This is a genomic window from Arthrobacter sp. TE26545 (genome assembly GCF_056279005.1).
The window spans coordinates 2,833,329-2,857,464 of sequence record NZ_JBWBQM010000001.1; the positions used below are offsets into that span (position 1 = coordinate 2,833,329).

The 24,136-nt window shown below is 64.9% G+C and carries 28 protein-coding genes; 10 read left to right on the top strand and 18 right to left on the bottom strand.

The annotated features are described in order from the left end of the window. Nucleotides 1-62: 62 nt before the first annotated feature. The 3 genes from glmM to rplM form a co-directional block, all read right to left on the bottom strand. Nucleotides 63-1,427 carry a phosphoglucosamine mutase gene (gene glmM, locus ACZ9CK_RS12755; RefSeq protein WP_426299025.1) on the bottom strand — a complete coding sequence of 455 codons (1,365 nt, stop codon included), beginning with the start codon at nucleotides 1,425-1,427 and terminating at the stop codon, nucleotides 63-65. Between the two features lie 237 nt (nucleotides 1,428-1,664). Then, nucleotides 1,665-2,168, bottom strand: coding sequence for a 30S ribosomal protein S9 (gene rpsI, locus ACZ9CK_RS12760; RefSeq protein ID WP_426299027.1), 504 nt, complete (start codon nucleotides 2,166-2,168; stop codon nucleotides 1,665-1,667). A gap of 37 nt (nucleotides 2,169-2,205) precedes the next feature. Beyond that, nucleotides 2,206-2,649: a 50S ribosomal protein L13 gene (gene rplM, locus ACZ9CK_RS12765; RefSeq protein WP_074587749.1), complete on the bottom strand. Its 444-nt coding sequence runs from the start codon at nucleotides 2,647-2,649 to the stop codon at nucleotides 2,206-2,208. Between the two features lie 309 nt (nucleotides 2,650-2,958). Here rplM and ACZ9CK_RS12770 point away from each other — a divergent pair, with 309 nt between their 5' ends. From ACZ9CK_RS12770 to ACZ9CK_RS12815, 10 genes are all read left to right on the top strand, one after another. Next, nucleotides 2,959-3,603, top strand: coding sequence for a prepilin peptidase (locus ACZ9CK_RS12770; protein ID WP_476050122.1), 645 nt, complete (start codon nucleotides 2,959-2,961; stop codon nucleotides 3,601-3,603). A gap of 247 nt (nucleotides 3,604-3,850) precedes the next feature. Next, a complete protein-coding gene (locus tag ACZ9CK_RS12775; protein WP_476050123.1) occupies nucleotides 3,851-4,051 on the top strand; it encodes a Flp family type IVb pilin in 201 nt (66 codons plus the stop codon). 91 nt (nucleotides 4,052-4,142) lie between these two features. Next, a complete protein-coding gene (locus ACZ9CK_RS12780) occupies nucleotides 4,143-4,556 on the top strand; it encodes a TadE/TadG family type IV pilus assembly protein (RefSeq protein ID WP_476050124.1) in 414 nt (137 codons plus the stop codon). Next, entirely contained in the window at nucleotides 4,544-5,572 is a 1,029-nt protein-coding gene (locus ACZ9CK_RS12785; protein ID WP_476050125.1) for a TadE/TadG family type IV pilus assembly protein, read from the top strand. Before ACZ9CK_RS12780 ends, ACZ9CK_RS12785 begins: the two co-directional genes overlap by 13 nt. A gap of 41 nt (nucleotides 5,573-5,613) precedes the next feature. Further along, nucleotides 5,614-6,384 carry a Flp pilus assembly protein CpaB gene (gene cpaB, locus ACZ9CK_RS12790; protein ID WP_476050126.1) on the top strand — a complete coding sequence of 257 codons (771 nt, stop codon included), beginning with the start codon at nucleotides 5,614-5,616 and terminating at the stop codon, nucleotides 6,382-6,384. Beyond that, nucleotides 6,381-7,586, top strand: coding sequence for a CpaE/TadZ family protein (locus ACZ9CK_RS12795; RefSeq protein WP_476050127.1), 1,206 nt, complete (start codon nucleotides 6,381-6,383; stop codon nucleotides 7,584-7,586). Before cpaB ends, ACZ9CK_RS12795 begins: the two co-directional genes overlap by 4 nt. Then, nucleotides 7,583-9,055 carry a CpaF family protein gene (locus ACZ9CK_RS12800; RefSeq protein WP_476050128.1) on the top strand — a complete coding sequence of 491 codons (1,473 nt, stop codon included), beginning with the start codon at nucleotides 7,583-7,585 and terminating at the stop codon, nucleotides 9,053-9,055. The genes ACZ9CK_RS12795 and ACZ9CK_RS12800 overlap by 4 nt, the downstream gene beginning before the upstream one ends. Further along, nucleotides 9,052-10,005 carry a type II secretion system F family protein gene (locus ACZ9CK_RS12805; protein WP_476050129.1) on the top strand — a complete coding sequence of 318 codons (954 nt, stop codon included), beginning with the start codon at nucleotides 9,052-9,054 and terminating at the stop codon, nucleotides 10,003-10,005. Before ACZ9CK_RS12800 ends, ACZ9CK_RS12805 begins: the two co-directional genes overlap by 4 nt. A gap of 11 nt (nucleotides 10,006-10,016) precedes the next feature. Then, nucleotides 10,017-10,892 carry a type II secretion system F family protein gene (locus ACZ9CK_RS12810; protein WP_476050130.1) on the top strand — a complete coding sequence of 292 codons (876 nt, stop codon included), beginning with the start codon at nucleotides 10,017-10,019 and terminating at the stop codon, nucleotides 10,890-10,892. 24 nt (nucleotides 10,893-10,916) lie between these two features. Beyond that, the gene (locus ACZ9CK_RS12815) at nucleotides 10,917-11,108 is read left to right on the top strand and encodes a Flp family type IVb pilin (protein ID WP_476050131.1); all 192 of its coding nucleotides are present in this window, start codon (nucleotides 10,917-10,919) and stop codon (nucleotides 11,106-11,108) included. 221 nt (nucleotides 11,109-11,329) lie between these two features. Here the strand turns inward: ACZ9CK_RS12815 and ACZ9CK_RS12820 are convergent, their stop codons facing one another. The 15 genes from ACZ9CK_RS12820 to ACZ9CK_RS12890 all read right to left on the bottom strand — a co-directional run bounded on the left by ACZ9CK_RS12820 (nucleotide 11,330) and on the right by ACZ9CK_RS12890 (nucleotide 24,130). Further along, complete coding sequence (locus ACZ9CK_RS12820; RefSeq protein ID WP_476050132.1) at nucleotides 11,330-11,722, bottom strand: hypothetical protein; 393 nt, start codon at nucleotides 11,720-11,722, stop codon at nucleotides 11,330-11,332. A 104-nt stretch (nucleotides 11,723-11,826) separates the two neighbouring features. After that, nucleotides 11,827-12,933 (bottom strand): WXG100 family type VII secretion target, encoded by a 1,107-nt coding sequence (locus ACZ9CK_RS12825; RefSeq protein ID WP_476050133.1) that lies wholly within the window; start codon nucleotides 12,931-12,933, stop codon nucleotides 11,827-11,829. 71 nt (nucleotides 12,934-13,004) lie between these two features. Then, nucleotides 13,005-13,913, bottom strand: a complete 909-nt coding sequence (locus ACZ9CK_RS12830; protein ID WP_476050134.1) for a tRNA pseudouridine synthase A — start codon at nucleotides 13,911-13,913, stop codon at nucleotides 13,005-13,007. A gap of 32 nt (nucleotides 13,914-13,945) precedes the next feature. Next, complete coding sequence (rplQ, locus tag ACZ9CK_RS12835; RefSeq protein ID WP_426299055.1) at nucleotides 13,946-14,506, bottom strand: 50S ribosomal protein L17; 561 nt, start codon at nucleotides 14,504-14,506, stop codon at nucleotides 13,946-13,948. Nucleotides 14,507-14,569: 63 nt separating this feature from the next. Beyond that, a complete protein-coding gene (locus ACZ9CK_RS12840) occupies nucleotides 14,570-15,580 on the bottom strand; it encodes a DNA-directed RNA polymerase subunit alpha (RefSeq protein ID WP_070347947.1) in 1,011 nt (336 codons plus the stop codon). A 137-nt stretch (nucleotides 15,581-15,717) separates the two neighbouring features. Then, on the bottom strand, nucleotides 15,718-16,119 hold the full coding sequence (gene rpsK, locus ACZ9CK_RS12845; protein ID WP_026555755.1) for a 30S ribosomal protein S11: 402 nt from the start codon (nucleotides 16,117-16,119) through the stop codon (nucleotides 15,718-15,720). 45 nt (nucleotides 16,120-16,164) lie between these two features. Further along, the gene (rpsM, locus tag ACZ9CK_RS12850; protein ID WP_074587766.1) at nucleotides 16,165-16,542 is read right to left on the bottom strand and encodes a 30S ribosomal protein S13; all 378 of its coding nucleotides are present in this window, start codon (nucleotides 16,540-16,542) and stop codon (nucleotides 16,165-16,167) included. 197 nt (nucleotides 16,543-16,739) lie between these two features. Then, complete coding sequence (gene rpmJ / locus ACZ9CK_RS12855; RefSeq protein WP_011775570.1) at nucleotides 16,740-16,853, bottom strand: 50S ribosomal protein L36; 114 nt, start codon at nucleotides 16,851-16,853, stop codon at nucleotides 16,740-16,742. A gap of 68 nt (nucleotides 16,854-16,921) precedes the next feature. Further along, nucleotides 16,922-17,143, bottom strand: coding sequence for a translation initiation factor IF-1 (gene infA / locus ACZ9CK_RS12860; RefSeq protein WP_009358723.1), 222 nt, complete (start codon nucleotides 17,141-17,143; stop codon nucleotides 16,922-16,924). Between the two features lie 210 nt (nucleotides 17,144-17,353). Then, entirely contained in the window at nucleotides 17,354-18,316 is a 963-nt protein-coding gene (locus tag ACZ9CK_RS12865) for a P1 family peptidase (RefSeq protein ID WP_476050135.1), read from the bottom strand. Between the two features lie 100 nt (nucleotides 18,317-18,416). After that, the gene (locus ACZ9CK_RS12870; RefSeq protein WP_426299061.1) at nucleotides 18,417-19,472 is read right to left on the bottom strand and encodes a sugar phosphate isomerase/epimerase family protein; all 1,056 of its coding nucleotides are present in this window, start codon (nucleotides 19,470-19,472) and stop codon (nucleotides 18,417-18,419) included. Nucleotides 19,473-19,556: 84 nt separating this feature from the next. After that, nucleotides 19,557-21,191: an ABC transporter substrate-binding protein gene (locus ACZ9CK_RS12875; RefSeq protein ID WP_476050136.1), complete on the bottom strand. Its 1,635-nt coding sequence runs from the start codon at nucleotides 21,189-21,191 to the stop codon at nucleotides 19,557-19,559. Nucleotide 21,192: 1 nt separating this feature from the next. Beyond that, nucleotides 21,193-22,056 carry an ATP-binding cassette domain-containing protein gene (locus tag ACZ9CK_RS12880; protein WP_476050137.1) on the bottom strand — a complete coding sequence of 288 codons (864 nt, stop codon included), beginning with the start codon at nucleotides 22,054-22,056 and terminating at the stop codon, nucleotides 21,193-21,195. Further along, on the bottom strand, nucleotides 22,053-23,114 hold the full coding sequence (locus ACZ9CK_RS12885; RefSeq protein ID WP_476050138.1) for an ABC transporter ATP-binding protein: 1,062 nt from the start codon (nucleotides 23,112-23,114) through the stop codon (nucleotides 22,053-22,055). Before ACZ9CK_RS12885 ends, ACZ9CK_RS12880 begins: the two co-directional genes overlap by 4 nt. Continuing rightward, nucleotides 23,114-24,130 carry an ABC transporter permease gene (locus ACZ9CK_RS12890; protein WP_426299069.1) on the bottom strand — a complete coding sequence of 339 codons (1,017 nt, stop codon included), beginning with the start codon at nucleotides 24,128-24,130 and terminating at the stop codon, nucleotides 23,114-23,116. The genes ACZ9CK_RS12885 and ACZ9CK_RS12890 overlap by 1 nt, the downstream gene beginning before the upstream one ends. Nucleotides 24,131-24,136 lie beyond the last annotated feature (6 nt).

The window sequence follows — 24,136 nt, forward strand, 5'->3', positions numbered from 1 at the left end:
AAACAACTGTGGCCCGCCTCCAAAGGAGGCGGGCCACAGCCGTAATTGTTTTACCGGGGCTATCAGACCGGGAGTTCGCGGGGAATCCCGAGGCGGTCTTCCACGACGCCGGCGAGTTCGGTGCAGATCCGCCGCGCGGTTTCCATGTCGGCGGCCTCCACCATTACGCGGACCAGTGCTTCCGTGCCGGAGGGGCGCAGCAGGACGCGGCCCGTGTCGCCGAGTTCGAGTTCGGCTGCGGCCACGGCTGCGGCCACGCCCTCGTCCGTGGCAGCGCGGGACTTGTCCACGCCCTTCACGTTGATCATCAGCTGCGGGAGCTTGGCCATGCTAGCGGCGAGCTCCTTCAAGGAACGTCCGGTGCGCGCCACCTGGGCTGCAAGCTGGAGGCCGGTCAGCACGCCGTCGCCTGTAGTGGCGTAGTCCGAGAAGATCACGTGTCCGGACTGCTCGCCGCCCAGGCTGTAGCCGCCTGCGCGCATTTCCTCCAGCACGTAGCGGTCCCCGACTGCGGTTTCGCGGATCGAGATACCGGCCTTGCGCAGGGCGATCTTGAGGCCCAGGTTGCTCATGACGGTGGCCACGAGGACGTCGTCCTTGAGCTTTCCGGCTTCCTTGAGGGCCAGGGCGAGGATCGCCATGATCTGGTCGCCGTCCACCTCGTTGCCCTCGTGGTCCACAGCAAGGCAGCGGTCGGCGTCGCCGTCGTGGGCAACGCCGAGATCGGCACCGTACTTCAGCACGGCTTCCTTCAGCGGGCCCAGGTGGGTGGAGCCCACGCCGTCATTGATGTTCAGGCCGTCGGGTTCAGCGCCGATGACGATGACGTCCGCGCCGGCATCCTTGAACACCTGCGGGGAGCAGCCGCTCGCGGCGCCGTGGGCGCAGTCGAGGACCACGCGCAGGCCATCGAGGCGGTGCGGCAATGTGGTGAGCAGGTGGACGATGTAGCGGTCTTCGGCGTCGGAGAACCGCTGGATGCGTCCGACGTCGCCGCCCAGCGGGCGGGAGGGTTCCTTGCCGAGCTGGGCCTCAATGGCGTTCTCGACGTCGTCGGGCAGCTTCTGCCCGCCACGGGCGAAGAACTTGATCCCGTTGTCCGGCGCCGGGTTGTGGGAGGCGGAAATCATGACGCCGAAATCGGCGTCGAGGTCCGCCACCAGGTAGGCAGCCGCCGGGGTGGGCAGCACGCCGGCGTCGAACACGTCGATTCCGGAGCTGGCGAGGCCAGCTTCGACGGACGCGGCGATGAACTCGCCGCTCGCCCGCGGGTCACGGGCGACGACGGCGCGCGGCCGCTTTCCGTCAGGGGTGCGGTCATGGCCAAGTACGACGGCGGCGGCCTGGGCGAGCTGCAACGCCAGCTCGGCGGTGAGGGCTCCGTTCGCGAGACCGCGCACGCCATCTGTTCCAAATAATCTAGACATCGGGACTCAGTCTAATCGACGGACGGGCCTCCCCCGGCTTCGACCCGCGCATGAAGCGCGCTGCCGGCAGCAGCGTTAACGGCGGAAGCCCGCCCCGCCGAAACGGCGGAACGGGCTTCCAGGCTCCGGCCAGGCCGGATAAGCGGATTTAGCGCTTGTGGAGCCGAGCGCTGAATTGCGCCGAGGGAGCCCAAAGGCCCGGTCGCTCTGCGACCGGGCCTTTGGGTAGGCGCAAATTTAGCGCTTGGAGTACTGCGGGGCGCGACGTGCCTTCTTGAGACCGGCCTTCTTACGCTCGATGACGCGGGCGTCACGAGTCAGGAAGCCAGCCTTCTTGAGGGTCGGGCGGTTGTTCTCGACGTCGATCTCGTTCAGCGAACGGGCAACACCGAGGCGCAGGGCACCGGCCTGGCCGGAGGGGCCACCGCCGTGGATGCGGGCGATGACGTCGTAGGCGCCTTCAAGTTCGAGGATCTTGAAGGGCTCGTTGACTTCCTGCTGGTGCAGCTTGTTCGGGAAGTAGTTGGCCAGTTCGCGGCCGTTGATGGTCCACTTGCCGGAGCCCGGCACAACGCGGACGCGTGCAACGGCTTCCTTGCGGCGGCCAACTGCTGCGCCGGCAACGGTCAGTGCGGGGCGCTCCTTCTTCGGCGCGGCGTCAGCCGGTGCGCTTTCAGAGGTGTAGCTGGTCAGTTCCTCAGCCTCAACGGCTTCGGTGGTCAGTTCTTCGTTCTGAGCCACGATTCTCCTTGTATTAAAAGTTGTTTGGTGGCCAGGACTACTGGGCGACCTGGGTGATTTCGAAAGTCTTCGGCTGCTGGGCAGCGTGCGGGTGCTCAGCGCCACGGTAGACCTTGAGCTTGCTCAGCTGCTGAGCGGCGAGGGAGTTCTTGGGGAGCATGCCCTTGACGGCCTTTTCCACGGCGCGAACCGGGTTGGACTCGAGCAGTTCCGCGTAGTTGACGGAGGTCAGGCCGCCCGGGTAGCCGGAGTGGCGGTAAGCGCGCTTCTGCTCCAGCTTGGCGCCGGTCAGTGCGACCTTCTCGGCGTTGATGATGATGACGAAGTCGCCCATGTCCATGTGGGACGCAAAGGTCGGCTTGTGCTTTCCGCGCAGCAGTGTTGCGGTCTGGCTGGCAAGACGACCAAGGACAACATCGGTGGCGTCAATGACGTGCCACTGGCGGTTGATATCGCCGGGCTTCGGGGTGTACGTACGCACGGTTTTGCCTCGTTCTTGTTCTGGCGTTCATGTTTTAGGCCACACGCCCAAGCGTGGACCTACTAGGTATGCGCTACCGGAACAGAGGTGAGGGCTCTATGTAACCAGTCATCCCAAGGCCTCGAAATGCCTCCCCGGGTTTGTGATCCTGCAACTGGATCCCCAAGCGGGCATGTGTCATCGAGAAAGGACACGCACAACGACTATCAACAATAGCGCCAAGAGACTTGCAGGGTCAAAATGAGGGCTTCAGCGGTCCTGCGGGTTCAGAATGAGGGGAACTGTCCGCCGCTGTCCGAGGAGGTGTCGGTGACCTACGCCCCTGTACTGCTTGTCCTTGCGGGTGTTGCAGGCGCCGGCTTGAGCCTGCTGGCAGACCTGGCCATCAAGGCATGGCTGCCGCGGCTCGGCGGCATGCCGCCCCTTCGGGCGAGGCTTACGACGGCGGCAATCACGGCCCTTCTGTTCGTCCTGTTTGCATGGCGTTTTGGCATTTCTCCCGAATTGCCGGCTTTTCTCCTCCTGGCGGTGCTGGCGGTGCAACTTTCACGGGTCGATATCGCCTTGCATTTGCTTCCAAATCCCCTGGTTCTGGGACTGCTCGTGGCAGGATTGGCCCTCTTCGCGGCCTCCGCAGCGCTCAGCTCAGACTGGGGCGGGCTGCTCCGGGGGGCCGCCGGCGGAGCCGTGCTCTTCGCGGGGTACCTGATTCTCGGATTAATTTCCCCGAGGGGCATCGGAATGGGCGATGTGAAGCTCGCAGCACCCCTTGGCGTGTACTTGGGCTACTTGGGTTGGAAACAGGTGTTCTACGGGGGGCTGCTGGGGTTTGTGTTGGGCGGCTTGTTGACGGTGCTGCTGTTACGACTCGGGCGCGGAAATACGCCCAAAGAGACCCCTCACGGCCCGCCCATGTTCGCCGCGGCCATCGGCACGCTGCTACTCCTCCCCTAGCGCAGGGCGTGCGGAGCTGCGTACTTGACGAACGGCTCATGGCCGCTTCCAAGTAGTACTCGGAATAGAAACTGAGTACTCGAGGAAAAACCGTCAAGGTGACCCGATAAAAGTCGAGTACAGCCATGTCTTGCCACCTTCCACCCCCCGGGTGAATTCTTTTGATATCGAAATCCGAACCGCTGGATATGGGGGCGGCCCGGAATTCGGCCAAAAAATATTCGCCTTATCTGGGAAGGATTTTCCAATGTCATCTCTCATGCTTTCTGTGGTCTCTTACATCGCCGGCCTCAAGGATCGACTCACCTCCGAAAAGGGCGCGACGGCGACTGAATACGGCCTGCTGGTCGGTCTCATCGCCCTGATCATCGTGGCCGGTGTCGGTGCCTTCGGTGGGGCACTGAACAACTTCTTCAACGGTCTCGCCGGCGTCGTCAACGGCTGGTAAGCACGCAAGCAATCCAAAGCGCCAAGGCATGTGCCGCGTCCGCCTACGCGGACGCGGCACAGCCATTTCTCAAACAAGTGCGCATTAACCCTTGAAGCTGCCTAATCCACTGGGGGATAAAATGACTCGCAGCAAAAACAGGCAAAAAGGAGAACGCGGGGCCGTTGCAGTGGAATTGGCGCTAGTCGCACCGATTCTCCTGCTGATTATTGTCGCCATCGTGGAATTCGCCTATTTCTTCAACCTCCAAATTTCAGTTACCCAGGCTGCGCGTGAAGCCGCGCGGACGATGGCCGTGACAAACGACTCCGGCAAGGCCAAGGCTGCCGGCGTCGCGGGAGCTCCGAGCATCAACCTGTCCCCTGGAAATGTCAGCCTTTCCGGTGCCTGCAGTTCGGGAGCCACCGTCACGGCGACCGTCACCTACAGCTCGCCGACCCTCACAGGGTTCTTTGTCCCTTCGCTCAACGTCTCCGGAAAGGGGGCCATGCGATGCGGCGGCTGATGCATGGGTCCAAGAAACCAAGTAATGAACGCGGCGCGGCCGGCGCCATGGTTGCGGTCATGGTGCTCGTCCTGATTGGTGCGGGTGCGATGGCCGTGGATGTCGGTCAGATCTACGCCGAACGTGCCGAACTGCAGAACGGCGCCGACGCGGGTGCTATCGCCGTCGCGCAGATTTGCGCCTCGGGTGGCGGGTGTACCCAGGCGCAGGCGAACGCCGCGGCCGCTGCCCTTGCCAATTCGAATGCACGGGACAACGCCTCCACGGTCAAGTCGGTGGACCTCAGCGTGGCCAACCAAGTCACCGTCAAGACCTCCACCCTGGACGGCAAGAGCGGCGCCGGCTTCCTGCACAAGATGTTCGCCAGCGCCTTGAACGTCGCTCCGGCAACCGTGGGTGCCACGGCCGTCGCCGGTCTGAGCTTTCCCGGCGCAGGCGGAGCGTTCCCGCTCGCCTTCTCCAACAAGTGCTTTGACCTCACCGGCGCCGTAGCTACAGGTTCCAAGCAGAAGATCTCTTGGAAGCCGGGCACCACCTGCACCAATCCGTCGGGACAGGTTGTTCCGGGCGGCTGGGGCTGGCTGAGTGACCCCGACGGAGACTGCTACGCGGTCACCTCCACGGGCAACGTCGTCGGAACCGATCCGGGCAATGACAAGCCTTCCCAATGCGCCACCATCCTGCAGGGCTGGATCAACACCATGGCAGCAGGACAGGTTGTCGAGGTGACCTTCCCGGTCTTCGACACCACAACCGGCACAGGCAACGGGGCTCTCTACCACATCATCGGATACGCCACCTTCAAGATCCTCGGGTGGAAGTTCGGCAATGGCAGTCCCTTCGAATACCGCAATACCACAGCAGCCACCGGCAACTCCAACCTTGCATGTTCCGGAGGAAACGACCGCTGCATCATCGGCCAATTCGTCAAGTACGTCACCATCGATGCCGCCGCAGGCGGTGGCGCCGGGTCTGGGCAAAATCTCGGCACCGTCATCGTGACACTCATCAAATAGCGGACCGGTTCCACCCCTCCGCGCATCGACAGGAGAAGAAAGTGAAAACACGCCTACTGGGAGGCATCGCTGCGCTTGTCGTAGCCATCATTGGGACAGTGATGCTCGTGTTCTACGTCCAGGGCGCCGACAAGCGCGCCTTGGCCAACACGGAGACCGAAGAGGTCTACATCGTGCAGCGGGAAATTCCCGCCGGCACCACCGTCGCCAAATTCGGCGACAGCGTGGTCAAGAAATCCATCCCACGGTCAGCCATTGCGGCAGACAGCGTCAAGAATCTCGACGATCTGGGAAGCAAGGTCTCATCCATCGAATTCATGCCCGGCGAACAAGTGCTCGCTTCCCGCATGGTGGATCCGGGCTCACAACTCGGACGAGGCAGGGTGGAAGTCCCGACCGGGCTCCAGGAAGTCACCGTCAAGCTCGACATCGAACGCGTTATCGGCGGCAATCTCCAGGCAGGGGACACGGTGGGAGTTCTGCTGTCCTTCAAGCCAAAGGACGATTCGCTCCCGGACATGACCCAGTTGTCGCTCCACAAGGTGCTTGTCACCGCGGTCCAGGATGGCAGCGGCAGCATCGCTGATCCTGCCACTGAGCAGACAACCCAGACGGCCAGCGGCGGCTCGCTCAACGCGAACAAGAACTCCTCCACGCAGGGCACCTACCTGGTAACCCTGGCCCGCCCTGCTCCCGACGTTGAGAAGATCGTCTTCGCGGCTGAGTTCGGGAAGGTCTACCTTACCAAGGAGCCCGGCGACGCCACCCAAGGCAACTCCGGCGTGATGACTCTCGGCAAGGTATTCCGATGAGCCGCTTCATATTGATCACACCGGACACCGACTTCGAACGCAGGGTCCGCGCCGCCACAGCCGGCATGAGCGGCAGCCTGCAGTGGTTCCAGGCGGACTACCTTCCGGAAGGCCCGCAGGACATCCTCAACCAGCTCCTGGGCGAGCCACCGGAAGTCCTCATCCTCGGCCCGGGCCTGAACGTCACTGAGTCCCTCAAGCACGCTTCCCTGCTCGACTTGCAGTTCCCGGAAATCAGCGTGGTACTCGCGGCCGAGCAGACCCCGGAATTGGTCTTGGCAGCCATGCGCGCCGGCGTCAGGGACATCCTGTCCCCGGCGGCCGAGGCGGACGGAATCCGCGTCATGGTCGAACGTGCCAGCCTTGCGGCGGCAGGCCGGCGTCGGGGGCTTGCCCCCAGTGCCATCGAGTCTCCAGACCAGGCCTCGGGCGGACGTGTCATCGCGGTGATGTCGCCCAAGGGCGGCGTCGGTAAAACCACGGTGGCCACGAACCTCGCTGTGGGGCTCGGCACGCTTGCTCCCATGGGCGTCGTCATCGTCGACCTGGACCTGCAATTCGGGGACGTTGCAAGTGGTCTGCTCCTGGAGCCGGACCACACCATCACCGATGCCGTCCTCGGGCCTGCGAGCCAGGACTCCATGGTGCTCAAGACCTACTTGAGCGTCCACCCGGCGAGCATCTACGCGCTCTGCGCTCCCCGCAACCCGGTGGAGATGGACCGCATCAAGGCCGAGCATGTCAGCCACCTCTTGGGACAGCTAAGGCACGAGTTCCAGTACGTTGTCATCGACACGGCCCCCGGCCTTGGCGAGCACGTCCTGGCGGCCCTGGAAAATGCGACGGACGCAGTGTGGGTCTGCGGCATGGACATTCCCAGCATCCGCGGCCTGCGGACGGGCTTGCACATCCTAGACGAACTCCGGCTCCTGCCACAGCACCGGCACGTGGTGCTAAACATGGCCGATCCTCGGAGCGGCCTGGGCCTCACCGACGTGGAGGCGACCATCGGAGTTCCGGTGGACGTTGCCATTCCGCGCTCGAAGACCCTGCCGTTCTCCACGAACAAGGGCGTCCCGTTGCTGCAGGACGGCCGGCGGGATCCGGCAGCCAAAGGGCTGCGTTCCCTCGTGGAGCGCTTCAAGCCCAATTGGGATGAACGAACACACAAGCAACTTCACAGAAGGGCGGTAGTCCGGTGAACCTCTCACGTAGGCTTGAAAGCCTCTATGGAGAAGAACCTTCAGGCGGCGCCGCCGCCGTTTCGGAAAACCCGGCACCAGAGGCCGAGACACCCACACTGAGCCGTTTCCAGGAAGTCCGTGCTTCGGAAGACCTGGCGAGTTCACAAGGCGACGAGGGTACGCAATCAACCATCCTCGCCAGCGGCGCACTGGGAAGCCTCAAGGAACGCGCCAGCGCTGCGCTGTACGAGCGCATGGGATCGCGTCTGACGGACTCCACCTTGGACGAGGCGGAACTGCACCAGTACGTCCGCGACGAGCTGAAGCTAGTCGTCGACGCCGAGCAGGTCCCCCTCACGGCCGCCGAACGTCATCGACTGACTTCCGAAATCATCGATGACGTCCTGGGGCACGGCCCGATCCAACGGTTCCTCAACGATCCCGAAGTCACTGAAGTGATGGTCAACCGCTTCGACAGCATCTACGTCGAGCGGTACGGCCGGATCTACAAGACGGAGGCAAAGTTCACCTCGGACGACGCCCTCCGGAAGGTTATCGAACGGATCGTCTCCAGGGTCGGCCGCCGCATTGACGAGTCGTCGCCCTTGGTGGATGCCCGCCTTGCCGACGGCTCCCGTGTGAACGCCATCATCCCGCCTTTGGCGGTCAACGGCCCCTCCCTCACCATCCGCAAGTTCGGTCGGGAGGCTCTGACTGTCAACAAGCTGATCGAGTTTGGCAGCCTGACTCCGGAAATGGCAGAGCTGCTGCGGGCCTGTGTCCTGGCCCGGATGAACATCATCGTTTCCGGTGGTACAGGCACCGGCAAGACCACCTTGCTGAATGTCCTCTCCTCCTTCATCCCTGCGGAAGACCGGATCGTCACCATCGAGGATGCGGTCGAACTCCAGCTGCAGCAGGAACATGTGGTGCGCCTGGAGAGCCGCCCAGCCAACATTGAAGGACGCGGGGAAGTCACCATCCGCGACCTGGTTCGGAACTCCCTGCGTATGCGTCCCGACCGCATCGTGGTTGGCGAGGTCCGCGGCGGGGAGTCATTGGACATGCTCCAGGCTATGAACACCGGCCATGACGGTTCGATTTCCACCGTTCACGCCAACTCTCCGCGCGATGCCATCGCCCGCCTGGAAACCCTGGTGCTGATGGCGGGCATGGACCTCCCGCTGCGCGCCATTCGGGAGCAGGTCGCCTCCGCGGTGAACCTCATCGTGCACATCACTCGCCTGCGCGACGGCACCCGCCGTGTCACCCACCTGACCGAGGTTCAGGGCATGGAGGGCGATATTGTGACCCTTCAAGATGCCTTTGTGTTCGACTATTCGGCAGGTGTCGATGCCAACGGCAGGTTCCTCGGCAGGCCGATGCCCACTGGCGTGCGTCCCCGGTTCACCGACCGCTTCGCAGAGTTGGGAATCCCGATCTCGCCGGCGGTGTTCGGTGCCCTTGGACAAGGAGTCCGGCGATGAACATTCCATCGCTTCCCGTGTTCCTCCTGCCGGCGGGCCTGGCGCTAGTGTACTTGGCCTTGTTCCTTGTCTTCTGGGTTGTTTTGAAATCCCGGCGGACAATCGATCTGCAGCGCCGCCGTCCGGACATGCCCCACAGGGACTCAGTCCTGACGACGATGACCAACTCCGCGCTGGGGGCGATCGAAAACCGGATCCAGCCTCGCTCGGGAGGGTTCCTGTCACGGGCGAGGCTCGATGCCGCCGGATTGAAGAGGCAGCCTGCCGACTACGTACTCACGGCAGGGGTGGTCGTGGTACTCGCGGCCGTCACGGGCTTCGCGCTTGCAGGTCCGTTCTTTGCGATCCTCCTGGCCGTCGTCGCAGTAGTGGGCCTGGTTGCCCTGCTCAGCTTGCTCACCTCCAGGCGGGAGGCAAAGTTTGATGAACAGGTCCCCGACACCCTTCAGATGCTGACGGGCGGCATGCGCGCCGGACACAGCCTCCTCCGCGCTGTCGATGCAGCGGCCAAGGAGAGCGAGCAACCCATGTCCGAGGAGCTGAGCCGGATCGTCAACGAGACCCGGATCGGCAGGGACCTCCGCGACTCAATGAACGAAGTGGTGACGCGGACCCGCAATGAGGACTTCGGTTGGATTGCCCAGGCCATCGAGATCCACCGCGAGGTTGGCGGGGACCTGGCAGAAGTCCTGGACCATGTGGGTGAAACCATCCGGGACCGCAACCGTATCCGCCGCCAAGTCCGCGCACTGAGCGCAGAAGGCCGGGTGTCGGCGATCGTCCTCATCGCCCTTCCGATCGTGATGTTCATCGCCCTGCTTTTCATCAACCCGGTGTACGCGCACACGTTTACGTCCACCGTGCCCGGATACCTGATGCTCGCCGTCGCAGCCGTCATGCTGAGTCTCGGGGCCTTCTGGCTCAGCCGCCTCATCAAGCCGAAGTACTGAGGAGGATCATCATGCAACCCTTCGCATATGCAGCGATGCTGGCCATCGTGGCGCCTGTCTCCTGGATGGTTTGGCTGGCGATCACCGGCGACCGCGCCGGGCTGAGGAATATCCGGATGAACCTGGGGGCGCGGGCGGCAAGCACCGCGCAGCGCGCCCATCCCGGTGAACGGTTGTCCGAATGGTCACGCCAGATTGCACCGGCCGGCTATGTCGCCTGGCTGGACCAGCAACTTGCCGGAGCAGGCCGGCCGAAAGAATGGCCCCTGGGGCGCGTCCTGATGGTCAAGCCGTTGCTCGCACTCGCCGGTGCCTTCTTTGGGCTTCTACTGTTCCTGGTTGAACGCTCGGCCGGGCGCATTGTCCTTGCAGTGGCCGTCGCCGTGCTCGCGTACTTCGTGCCGGACCTGCTGATCCGTTCCAATGCGCAAAAGCGCCGGGAAGCCATCAGGCTGGACCTTCCGAATTCCCTCGACCAGATGCTGATTTCGGTCCAGGCGGGGCTTGGTTTCGAGGCTGCTGTGGCTCGTGCGGCAGCGAACAGCAAAGGTCCGCTGGCCGACGAATTCATCAGGACGCTGCAGGACATCCAAGTAGGACGCAGCCGGAAGGAAGCCTACGTGGCGATGTCGGAGCGGATTGATGTGCCCGATGTTCGCAGCTTCATCCGGGCCGTGATCCAGGCGGACGCCTACGGCATCGCCATCGCCAAGGTCCTCAAGGCCCAGGCCCAGGAGATGCGTACGAAACGCCGCCAGCGGGCGGAAGAACACGCTATGAAGATTCCGGTGAAGATCCTCTTCCCCCTCATCTTCTGCATCTTCCCCACCCTCTTCATCATCTTGATCGGTCCTGCAGTGATGGCCATCATTGCAGCGTTCTCCTAGAAGCACCGAGAGAAGGCAACCATCATGAAAACCATACTCAGTCGCCTGATCTCGTTCCTGCAGAGCGAGCGCGGCGCGACGGCCACGGAGTACTCGGTGATGACAGGCTTCGTCGCTCTCATCATCGTCGGCGGGGTCGGCCTCTTTGGGGTCGCCCTGAACGGCTACTTCGGTGACCTCAGCAACGGGCTGAAGGCCGCCCTCGGCCTCCCGTAACTCACCAACCATCAGCCGCCTGTCTGGGCAGGCACGTGGAGTACCTCAACGCCACCACCGGCAGCTGCTGGAACTGCCGGAGGGAGGTACCCGATTTGGCGCCCTATGCGAGGGGGCGCCGCCACACCGACCACCCGGTACCCAGAACCGCAGTGGTCACCCCGACCCCCTTCCGGTACCCAGAGCCGGAAGGGGGTCTCTCACGTTCGGGAAGCAACCGCTCAGCGCCCCGCCGGCAATTGGTACAGAGCCACATGAACTGTCCCGGTCTCTGCCGGCGGGATCACCACGCGGAAGGCCGGGCCGCGGCCGTAATCCGAGTCCTTGGAGCAGAGTGTGGAGCCTTCCTCCACCTGGACGCCCCGGAGGACTTTCGCATCCTGGGCCCCGATCCTGGCATCCGGGGCCACCACGGCACCCGCAGCTTCGCACGCGGCCGTCATCTCCGCACTTCCCGCCGTGAACGTGGTCAAGGACGCATTCCGAAACGGTTCCAGCGGGCTCCGGTCCACCGTGAAATCCCGGGCGTCTCCCGGCAGTGCAATCCCCACCGGCTCCAAGAGCGAAACTGCGACGGCGCGTGCATCACCGGGTGCAGTGGATTCCGTTTCCATGTCTGTTCCTGTCGTCGTAGTCCCTGCGCGGCCGGGACCCCCCGGAGCCGCACATCCAGCCAGCAAGAGCCCGGCAACGGCCAGGCAAGCCATGGCGCGCCCGCTCATTTCACGCTTCCCGAACTATGGCGCGTGGAAGACTCGCCCGTCATGTTGTAGTTCTGCGCGATGCCCACTTCGTTGAGCCTTCCCAGCTGCTCGTCAGATACGTTCAGGGGCCCGATGTCCGTGGACTTGCCGCCGTCCCAGTTGTAACGGTCACGATAGCTCACGCTGGTCTCCGTTTTGTAAGTCCACTCCCCGCCAGGTGTGCTCGGCGGGTACACGGTCACCTGCCCCTGGGTGCTGTAGCTGAGCCCGCCACTGGCGTAGAACCAGTCAGCACTCTCATCCTTGCCGATGTAATAGCCCTTCCAAGCAGTGTTCACGGGATACGTCACCGGCCCGGTTGCGCCTGAATTCCGGGCGTCCTCGACAGCGCTCTTGGCAAGGTTCTCGACGTCGGCATCCGCCTGGCTGGAGAAGCCGGGGGCATCTTCAAGGATTTGGTCGACGTCCTGTTCGAGGGGTTCACCGGAATTCCCGAGGAAGTGCAGCAGGTTGCGCGAGGCATTCGGAATTACGGGCGCGGCGGCATTGGCCGCTGCCTCAACGCCCACCTTTGTGGCGTGGTCGCCAAAGCCAGCGTCCTCGGAACCGTGTTCCTGCGAGTCGGGATCCGATTTCCAGGGAGGGGCGTCGGGCTTCGGTACCGATTCGCCGGGCACCGGCTCGCCAAGCCCTCCAGGGTAAGGTTCCTGCCCTGGCGTCTTTCCACCGAGATCGCCGCCGTCGTCATCGCCTCGCCCGGTCCGGGAACCAGCTGAACCCCGGGACTCGTCCCTGCGGTCACCGTTGCCGGACTCGCCGCCGCCGGAGTTGCCGCCGCCTTGCCCGTCAGCCCCCTGGCTGGCCTTCTCCTGTTCGTCGGCGTTGGCCTGCAACGCCTTGGACGCTTGCAGCAGGCTCTGCACAACAGATTTGGAGCGCGGCATCAGCTCGCCTTGCCAGGACTGCCGAAATCCCTGCATGTCCGGGCCCAGCCAAGAGCCTGGGGTGTCCAGCAACGAGGAAAGGTTCCGGGTCAAGGCGCCGATCCGATCCGCGCTCTTGGCCATCTGCTTCGCGAGGGCACGCAGCTGCGCAGGGTCAGCGCCCACAAATTGAGTCATGGCTGCATCCTGCCAAGATCGCCTGCAAACGGCCATGGGCAGGACTTCCCGTGACGGCCGCAGGAAATCAACTACTCCCGCTTCGCCCGGGTCAGTTCGGCCCGGGCCAGCAGTTCGCCGTCCGCCGGATACGCCACATGCTCCAGCACCAAAGGGTGCGGCGCGGCGAGCACCGATTTGGCATCGCGGACCCCGGCAAGCAAACGATCGTGCATCCACTGCGGGGTTTCCAGGCCCTCCCCCACACGCAGCGCGCCGCCCACCAGGGCACGGACCATGTTGTGGCAGAACGCGTCGGCCTGGACGGTGGCGACTATGACGCCGTCGTCTCCGCGGTCAAACTCGAAAGCCTGAAGTTCCCGGATGGTGGTTGCGCCCTCCCGGGGCCGGCAGTAGGCGCGGAAATCCTGCAGGCCCAGGAGTTCGGCCGCCCCGCGGTTCATCAACCCCGTGTCCAGCGGTGCCTTGTGCCAAAGGGTCAGTCCCCGCAGCAGCGGGTCCCAGCGTTCCGGACCGTCGGCAATCCGGTAGCTGTAGCGGCGCCACAGCGCCGAAAACCGGGCGTCGAAACCCGAAGGCGCCAGGCCGGCGTCGTGAATCTCAATGGCACCGCGAATTCCACCAGCACCGTGGTGTCCCTCCAGGACCCTGCTGAGCGCCCCGCGCAGCTTCCGCTGCAGGGCGGCCGCCGGATCGTAAAGGCCATCGCGAGAAAGGCGGAACCACTCCTCCGGCGAGAGGTCCAGATGGACCACCTGGCCGCGGGCGTGCACTCCGGCGTCGGTGCGGCCCGCCACGGTGACCCGGACCGGACGGCGGATGATCAACTCGAGCGCGGACTCAAGGCAACCCTGCACCGTACGGAGTCCGGGCTGCACGGCCCAGCCGCTGAACGGGCCGCCGTCGTAGGAAAGATCCATCCGGATACGCAAGAACCCGCCGCCTCCGGAAACGGGGGCAGCGGGTTCCTGTTCGTTCATAGACCCAAGTCTATCGGGAAGAATTCAGCGAATTACTTCTCGTCCTTGGCAGCCTCTTCGGCCGGAGCCTCGGCAGCTTCCTCAGCGGCCGGAGCCTCTTCGGCAGCGGCTTCGGGAGCCTCTTCGGCAGCAGCTTCAGTCTCGACGACCTCTTCAGCGGCAGCTTCCTCAGCAACCGGAGCAGCCTTCTCGGCAGCCTGGGTGGCTTCGGCTACAACGGCCTGCTTCGGGGAGAGCGGCTCGAGAACCAGCTCGATGACAGCCATGGGAGCGTTGTCGCCCTTGCGGTTGCCGATCTTGGTGATGCGGGTGTAGCCGCCGTCGCGGTTCTCCACTGCCTGGGCGATGTCGGTGAACAGCTCGTGGACAATGCCCTTGTTGCTGATCAGGCCGAGCACGCGGCGGCGGGAAGCGAGGTCGCCACGCTTGGCGAAGGTGACCAGGCGCTCTGCGTACGGCTTCAGGCGCTTGGCCTTGGTGACCGTGGTGGTGATGCGCTTGTGTTCGAACAGCGAAGCTGCCAGGTTCGCGAGCATCAGGCGCTCGTGAGCCGGACCGCCTCCGAGGCGCGGACCCTTAGTGGGGGTAGGCATAGTAATTTCTCCTGTAATGAAGGCCGTACTGGTCCGTCCGGGACCCGATGGCCAAGATCTGTGTTAGAGCTCGTCGTCGCTGAACGCGGCGTCGTCCTCTTCGATGGCTGCGGCGCGGGCTGCAAGATCGAAACCGGGAGGCGAGTCCTTCAGGGACAGGCCCAGTTCCACCAGCTTTGCCTTGACCTCGTCGATGGACTTGGCACCGAAGTTGCGGATGTCCATCAGGTCAGCCTCGGAGCGGGCAACGAGTTCACCCACGGTGTGGATGCCCTCACGCTTGAGGCAGTTGTAGGAACGGACCGTCAGGTCCAGATCCTCGATCGGCAGTGCCATGTCAGCAGCCAGGGCTGCGTCGGTGGGCGACGGGCCAATCTCAATACCTTCAGCTGCGGTGTTCAGCTCGCGGGCCAGACCGAACAGTTCCACCAGGGTGGTGCCTGCGGAAGCGACGGCATCGCGCGGGGCGATGGCCGGCTTGGTCTCGACGTCGACAATGAGCTTGTCGAAGTCGGTGCGCTGCTCAACACGGGTGGCTTCCACGCGGAAGGTCACCTTCAGGACCGGCGAGTAGATCGAGTCGACCGGGATGCGGCCGATCTCGGAGTCGCCGGACTTGTTCTGAGCTGCCGAAACGTAGCCGCGTCCGCGTTCGATGGTCAGTTCGAGTTCGAACTTGCCCTTCGAGTTCAGCGTGGCAATGTGCAGATCCGGGTTGTGGAATTCGACGCCGGCGGGCGGAGCGATGTCCGCTGCCGTGACGACTCCGGGACCCTGCTTGCGCAGGTACGCGACAACCGGCTCATCGTGCTCGGAGGACACGGAGAGGTTCTTGATGTTCAGGATGATCTCGGTGACATCTTCCTTGACACCCGGAACCGTCGTGAACTCGTGCAGCACGCCATCGATCCGGATGCTGGTAACAGCGGCACCGGGGATGGAGGAGAGCAGGGTACGGCGGAGGGAGTTGCCGAGGGTGTAGCCGAAGCCCGGTTCCAGCGGTTCAATGATGAAACGCGAGCGGTTCTCGGAGACTACTTCTTCAGACAGAGTGGGGCGCTGTGCAATAAGCACTTAGGTTTCCTTTCGGCGAGCATCCGCTATATGACGCAACACAGGTGGTGGAAATCGGCTTGTTTCCGAAGCTGCCGGCCGTGCCGCTCGGACAGAAGACTGTCCGACGGCGGCACGGCCGGCCGCAGCGGAGTCAATTAGACGCGGCGGCGCTTCGGCGGGCGGCAACCGTTGTGGGCGCTGGGGGTGACGTCCTGGATGGAGCCAACCTCGAGGCCAGCGGCCTGCAGCGAACGGATTGCGGTCTCGCGTCCGGATCCCGGGCCCTTGACGAAAACGTCGACCTTGCGCAGACCGTGCTCCTGGGCGCGCTTTGCAGCGGCCTCGGCAGCCATCTGGGCAGCGAACGGGGTGGACTTACGGGAGCCCTTGAAGCCAACCTCACCGGCGGAAGCCCAGGAGATCACAGCACCGCTCGGGTCCGTGATGGACACGATGGTGTTGTTGAAGGTGCTCTTGATGTGCGCCTGGCCGAGCGCAATATTCTTCTTATCCTTGCGACGCGGCTTACGGACCGCTCCACGAGTCTTGGGGGGCATGTTTTCTCCTACAGAAAAGTTATCGGGTGAAGACGACCGCTATTTCTAGCGGCCGGCCTTCTTCTTGCCGGCGACGGTGCGCTTCGGGCCCTTGCGGGTACGAGCGTTGGTCTTCGTACGCTGACCGCGTACGGGCAGGCCCTTGCGGTGGCGCAGGCCTTCGTAGCTGCCGATCTCGACCTTGCGGCGGATGTCGGCGGCTACCTCGCGGCGAAGGTCACCCTCAACCTTGTAGTTGCCCTCGATGTAGTCACGCAGCTGAACCAGTTCGGCGTCAGTCAGGTCCTTGACGCGAACGTCAGCGCTGATGCCGGTGGCAGCCAGGGTTTCCTTTGCACGGGTCTTGCCCACGCCGTAGATGTAAGTAAGCGCAATTTCCAACCGCTTTTCGCGGGGAATGTCTACGCCAGCGAGACGAGCCATAGTGGCGGTACTCCTTGAATAAACCGGAGGTCGTAGGCAGTACACCCACACTTTCAGTGTGGCCCCAGCCTCCGACCGGGGGTTCGCTGTCCGGGCTCTGTGTTGCTCAATGTCCCAGCGCAGCTTGTGCTGCCTTTATTTACTTGCGTGGGCACAGCCCAGGTTTGCCCTTGCGGGCGCTGATTCCCTGGCGGGAATTAGCCCTGGCGCTGCTTGTGGCGCGGGTTCTCGCAGATCACCATGACCCGGCCATTACGGCGGATCACTTTGCACTTGTCGCAGATCTGCTTAACGCTCGGCTTGACCTTCATGGCGTTCCTTTGCGTGTTGCAGGTGGTCGGCTGGAACGGCTCGGGCTAATGCCCTGCCGCCCAACGATTTACTTGTAGCGGTAGACGATGCGACCACGTGTGAGGTCGTAAGGGCTCAGCTCCACCACTACCCGGTCCTCAGGGAGAATCCTGATGTAGTGCTGGCGCATCTTCCCCGAGATGTGTGCAAGAACGATGTGCTTGTTGGTCAGCTCAACGCGAAACATCGCGTTGGGCAGCGCCTCGGTCACAACGCCCTCGATCTCAATGACCCCGTCCTTCTTGGCCATATCCTCCGCTAACTGTTGTTTGCCGCAGTCCTTCCCAAGGGAATCCCTGCGGACGTTTTTGGGTTTTCGGCTGCCGCTGCATCCCGTCGACGGACCCGGAAAATCCGGTTCTGTAAATGGGCGTGACTGTGCAGACAACCAACAGACAACACTACGCCAAAGCCGGCCGAATGTTAAATCCGCTCATGCTAGCGCAGAGGCATCCTGCTGTCACCCCTGCCCGCCGCCCCCTCCGGGGGCGAAAGCGCGGAACTCCCCCGCCGGCGTCGTGATGGATTCCGCCGCCGCGACGCCGTCCAGGATGGCGAGCCGCACCGCTTCCGCCGCCGCGCTTTGCAGGGTGATCAGGGAGATCTGCCGCGCCTGTTCCGTACTCCGGTCAAGCCCGACGGCGCCGGTCGCCAGCGCGAAGACGGTGTCGCCGTCGGCGAGGGTATGGGAGGGGTTCAGCGCCCGGGCGAGGCCGGCATGGGCCGCCCCGGCGGTCCGCTTGCATTCGGCCGGGTCCAGGGCCGCGTTGGTGGCGACGACGGCGAGCGTGGTGTTCAGCTGCGGGGAAGCCGGCGGTTCCGGTGCCTCCGCTCCCACCGGCATGCCCAGCGCATTCACCACCGCGATGGCGCCCACCACCACGGGCCCGTCCGGGGAGATGGCGTCGAGGGTAAGGGACGCCGTGCCCACCCCGCCCTTGAAGGCGCCCCTGCCGAGCACCGCTCCGGTGCCGGCGCCGGCGTTTCCGCGTGCGACGTCGGCCTGCTCACCGGAAGCGGCCGCGGCGGCTGCCGCTTCGTAACCCATGTCCGCGCCGGGCCGGGCGGCGAAGTCGCCGCCGCGGCCGAGGTCGAAAATGGCCGCGGCCGGGACGATCGGCACCACGCCGCCCGCCACCGGGAAACCGCGGCCCTGCTCTTCGCACCAGAGCTGGGCGCCATGCGCCGAGGCCAGTCCGTAGGCGCTGCCGCCGGTCAGCACCACTGCGTCGACAGTGGGAACGAGCGTGGTGGGATCGAGGGCATCGGTCTCGTGGGTGCCTGGCCCTCCCCCGCGCACATCCACCGAGCCCACGGTTCCCGGTGGCGGCAGGACCACCGTCACCCCGGACAGCCAGCCGTCGCCGACCTTCTGGACCTGCCCCACACGGATTCCCGGTACATCGGTGATCTTGGATGCCATGGGGCCATTGTGCTCCTCGGCGACCGGAATACGTGCGAACTGGCAGCAGATGCCATCTCCATGCAGATTTAAGGCAGGTGCTGCCAGTTCGTGCTCCTCGTCAGCGCGCGGTGACGCCCTCCGCGAGGCCGAGCCTGGCGAGGGAGGCTCGCAGGGCCTGGGCAGACTCATGGATGAAGCGTTCGCCGTCGTACGGAATCGCCCGGAGTTCCGTCAACGACAAAGCCTCGCCGCGATCCACCTTGGCCTGGTATCCGGCGGCCATTTCGCGGATCCGGGCCACTTCGGCCGCATCCAGGTCCGGGTGGACCGCAAGCCACTCGGGATCGTCCAGGCCGATGGGCAGGTGCAGCGTAGGGCCGGCGTTCTCGATGGAGAGCGGCAACTCCGGGTTTGCCGCGTGCAGGATGCCCAGCACGGTGTCCCAGTCGATGGATCCCTGCCCGATGGGGGCGAAGACCCGTCCGAACACGCCGTCCTGCTCACCGAGTACGAAATCCCGGAGGTGCGTGGCGCGGGTGTAGGGCGCCACGCGGCGCGCCGCCGCCACAGGGTCCTCGCCGCGCACCACCACGTTGGCGGTGTCGAAGGTGACGCCCAGGACGTCCGGGCCCACGGATTCGACCAGGCGCACCACCTCGTAACTGGTGATCTCCTCGTGGGTTTCGATGTTCAGGTGCACCCCGTGGTCCCGGGCCACCGGGGCAAGGAGTCGCAGGAACTTCTCGATCGCCACCAACTGGTCCGGCCACGGGGCGTCCGTGCGGAAACGGTCGAAGACGTAGTAACCGGGCATGCCACGCTGGTAGTTGGCGCAGGCCACCCAGAGCTCGGTGACTCCGGCGGCCTCGTGTGCGGCCTCGATCATCCTGACCATGCCGCGGGTGTAGTCGCCGTCACCAAGCCTGCGGACCTGGGGCGCCTCGGAGGCCGCATAGGGGTTGACCTTGGCCAGGCCCATCTGCAGGTAGAGACCCAGTTCATCGGCGCAGGAGCGCACTTCGGCGAGCAGGCCACGGTCCAGGGTGGGCGAAACGTCCATCACGCTGCGGAAGTAGACGCCCTCCATGCCCAGTGCGTGGGCGCGTTCGAGGATCCGGACCGCGGAGTCCTCGGCTTCGTGGGGAATCTTGCTGCCATCAACACCAATTCGCATTTTTCTTGTCCTTAGCTGGTTCTGGATGTCTTGTGGTGCCTGCTGCGGGAACCGGGCGGACCGGTCCCCGCAGCGGGCAGGGCGCTAGCGTCCCCAGTTGTAGAAGCTGTACGTCGGCGAGAACTCGAAGTGCTTGACCGAGCCCGAAAGCACCGCCGTGAACTGCGCACGGTAGAGGATGATGGTGGGCGAACTGGCCCGCCAGGAATCCACCAGCGCGTTGATGTACGGCAGCTGCGAATCGAGGTCGGAGGCGGCGTTGAGCTTGTCCATGAGCTCCGGGGTCCCGGGGATGCAGATGTGCTGGTTGTTGAAGGTGCTGCCGCAGGTCATCTTCTTGCGCAGCTCGTACGCGGCCACGACGCCGCCGGTTTCGAACAGCAGGGCCGACTGGTACTTGCCCGTGTTGAACCTGGTGGCGAAGGCCGTGGGGGTCTGCGAGTCGATGTTCACACGCACTCCGATGTCCTCCCAGGAGGACTTGAGGATGGTCGCGAGGGTGGACACGCCGGGCGAGGACGGGTTGATCATGAGGTCGATCTGCGGGTCCGTCAGGCCCGATTCCTTAATCAGGGCCCGTGCCCGTTCCTTGTCCAGCGGCCGGGGCGCAGAACGCTGAGCGTCGAAGCCCGGGATGCCGGGGACGAAGGGACCGTAGTAGCTGTCCGCGTAGCCGTAGGCCACGCTCGCCTTGATCTGTTCGTATGGCACGGCGTAGGTGAGGGCCTCACGCAGCTTCGGGTTGGCCGTGGTGCCCGAGGAGTTGTCCAGGGACACGGTCACCGGTGCGAAGGCCGGGGCGGACGTGACGCGGCAGCAGTCCTCCTGGCTCAGCTGGTGCACCACGTAGGGCGGCAGGCCCAGGGTCACATCGGCTTCGCCGCGGCGGGCCTGCAGCATCAGGGTGGGAATCGAGGAGATGAAGTTGACCCGCACCTCGGCTTCCCTGGCCGGCTCGCCATAGTAGTTCGGGTTCCGGGTGAGGACGGCGTAGTTGTTGGCCACGTATTCGTCCAGCACGTAGGGCCCGCTGCTGCTGGCGGTGTGCGAGGCGAGCCATTGGTTGGGCACGCCCTTCTTGTCCTCGCCGTGCTCCTTGATGACCTTCGGGTCATAGATCGAGCCGCGGCTCTGGGCCAGGGTCACCAGGATGGCCGGATAGGCCCGGGAGAGTTCCAGGCGCACCGTCTGCGGGTCCACCACGACGACGTCGCTGATCAGGGGCGGGTCCGTCAGGCCGATCTGCAGGCCCAGTGCCCCGCAGCCGCCGATGGTCAGGTTGCGCATGATCGAATACCGCACGGCTTCGGCGTCCAGCGGGTTGCCGTTGGCGAACTTCGCCCCGGGGTGCAGGGAGAAGGTGTAGGACTTCCCGTCCGGGGACACCGTCCAGGACGTGGCCAGATCGCCCTTGACACGTTCGGGCTCGTTGATGGCCACGAGTGTGCCGTCCTGCTGGGGTGCTTCGTCGAGCCTGACGAGGCGGGCGTAGAAGTTGGTGGCGAAGCTGTTCTCATTGCCCGCGCACACGAAGGCGGGGTCGATGTTGGTCAGCGAGGCGGCCCAGTTCACGGTGAAGGGCCGCTCGCCTGCGCCGGAGGATGCCGCGGGCTGAGCACAGCCCGCGAGGGCGAGCAGGCCCACGGCGGCGAGCGCCGCCGTCGTCCGCTTCACGGATGCCTTCCTGACAGCGGCCGTCCATTTCGGGAGGATCAACATGTCACATTCCTTCCAGGGTGTCGGCCGTGCCCGCCGCGGCGAGCGCCGCCGTCGTCCGGGTCTGTGCTGCCCGGCGGCGGGCACCCGGCACGGCATCCAGCAGCGCGCGGGTGTACGGGTGGGTGGTGTTCTCAAAGACATCCGCCGAAGTGCCGGCCTCCACAATCTCCCCGGCGTTCATGACGGCGATGTTGTGGCTCATGAGCCGGGCCACCGCGAGGTCGTGGACGATGAAGAGGTAGGTCAGGCCGAGTTCGTCCTGCAGCTCGCTCAGGAGGTTGAGGACCTGCGCCTGGATGGAGACGTCCAGCGCGCTCACGGGTTCATCCAGCACCACCAGGTCCGGGTTCAGGACCAGGGCCCGCGCGATCGCGATGCGCTGGCGCTGGCCGCCGGAGAACGCGAAGGGGTAGCGCTGGGCCTGCTTGACGCTGATTCCCACGCGGTCCAGGACCTCCGAAACCCGACGCGAACGTTCCGCTGAATCGCTGACGCCGTGCACGATGAGGGGTTCTTCCACCAGGTCCGCCACGGTGAAGCGCGGGTCGAGGGAGCCGTTGGGGTCCTGGAAGACCATCTGGATCCGCCGGCGCATCCTGCGCATCTCGGCCTTGGAGAGGCTGGTGAGGTCGACGCCGTCGAACTCGATCAACCCGCTGTCCACGCCGGTCAGGCCCATCACGCAGGCGGCGGTGGTGGACTTGCCGCTGCCGGACTCCCCCACCAGGCCCAGGGTCTGGCCGCGGCGCAGTTCGAAGGAGACATCGTGCAGGATCTGTACGCTGTGCCGTTTGCCGATGCCCTTGGCATAGGACTTGTTCAGCTTCTCCACCCGCAGGAGCGGGGTGGCGCTTGCGATGTTCATGCTGTCTCCCCTTGGGGGTCGTAGGCGAAGTGGCAGCGGACGACGGCGCCGTTGGACAGGGTGCGCGGCTGCGGTCTTTCGATCGCGCAGCGTTCCTGGTCCCGGCCGATCGGGCAGCGGGGCGCGAAGGGGCAGCCGGGTTCGTCCACCGAGAGGTCCGGCGGCGATCCGGGGATGGCTGGCAGCGCACCGCGCCGGGCGGTGGCGGGGTCGATAACGCAGTCCAGCAGGGCCTTCGAGTACGGGTGGCCCGGCGAGGCGAACAACGCCTCGGTGCTGGTGCATTCGACGAAGCGCCCGGCGTACATGACGTTGACGCTGTCGCAGAGTTCCTCCACGATGCCCAGGTTGTGGGTGATCATCACCAGGGCGTTGCCGCGTTCGTCGCAGATCTTGGCCAGCAGGTCCAGCACCTGTGCCTGGGTGGTGACGTCCAGGGCGGTGGTGGGTTCGTCCGCGACCACCACGGAGGGATCGTTGGCGATGGCCATCGCGATCAGGACGCGTTGGCGCATGCCGCCGGAGTACTGGTGCGGGTAGTCCGAGATCCGCCGGGCGGCGTCGTTGACGCCCACTTCGCCAAGCAGATCGCATGCCATCTTCCGGGCAGCCTTGACGGAGACGTCCTGGTGCACGCGGATGGTTTCGACGAACTGGCTCCCGATGGTCTTCAGCGGATCCAGGGCGGCCATGGGGTCCTGGAAGACGAGGCTGATGTCCTTGCCGCGGACCTTGGAGATCCCGGCGTCGTCAAGGCCCACGATCTCCTTGCCGTTGAGTTTGACGCTGCCGCCGACCACCCGGCCCGGCGGGGGCACGAGGCCCATGAGGGACATGGCCATGGCGGATTTGCCGGAACCGGATTCGCCCACGATTGCCAGCCGCTGCCCCTTGCGGAGGTCGAAGGAGACGTCGCGGACGGCGTGGACGGTTCCGACGGCGGTCACGAAGTCGGTCCGCAGGCCCCGGACGCTGAGCACGGGGTCGTTGTGGTCGGGGTCCGGGCCGCCGTCGCCCGCCACTCGGGGTGCGGGAAGGGAGAGTGCGTTGCTTTGCATCAGCGTGCTCCTACTCGGGTACGGGGATCGGCAGCGGTCATGAGGAGGTCGGCCAGGAGGCTGACCACCACGTAGAGGACGGCCGCCATCAGGAGCACGGCCTGGACCACCGCGAAGTCCTTCTGGATGATGGCGTCGGCGGTCATGGAACCGATGCCGGGCCAGCCGAACACCTTTTCCACGAGCAGGCTTCCGGCGAGGAGGTCGGCGAAGAGGAGGGATGCGGCCGGCAGCAGGGAGAGCAGCCCGTGCGGTGCCACGTGCCGGTTGTAGACCGGGAAGCGGCGCAGGCCGTGGCTCTGGGAGACGGCCACGAAGGTTTCCCGGAGGGTGCCCCGCAACTGGTTGCGGTAGAGCCGGCTGAGGAAGGCAAAGGGGCCCAGCGCCACGATCGTTGCCGGCAGGAGCAGGTGCCACCACGCGTTGGCGAAGGTTCCCCACTGCCCGGCCAGGAGGGAGTCCACGGTGAACATCCCGGTCACGTTCGGCGGCTTGAGCATTCCGGGCGACAGGCGCCCTTCGGGCCCCGGGAAGATCCCGAGCTGGATGGAGAAGACCATCAGGGCCAGCAGGGCAATCCAGAACGGCGGCGAACCCATGGCCAGGGAGGAGGCGAAGCGGACGGCCTGGTCCGGCCACCGGCGTCGTGAATAGACCGCGAAGCTTGCGGCCAGCACGGCGGCGACGATCGCGATGATCACGGACAGCAGCCCCAGTTCGAGGGTGGCTGGAAGCCGCTGCCCCAGGAGCGTGCCCACGCTGTTGCCGGTGCTGTACGAGAAGCCGAAGTCGCCGCGGAGCAGCGAGCCCATGTAGTTGCCGTACTGGACCAGGAGGTTGTCATCCAGGCCCATGGATTTGCGCAGGGCGGCGATGGTTTCCTCGGTTGCGGTGTCGCCGGCGATGGCCCGTGCGGGGTCGCCGGGGACCTTGCGGAGCAGCACGAAGGTGAAGATCGAGGCCCCGAAGACGGTGGCCAGTGCCACCCCGAGTCGTTTGAGGACGGTGCTGGTCATCGGAGC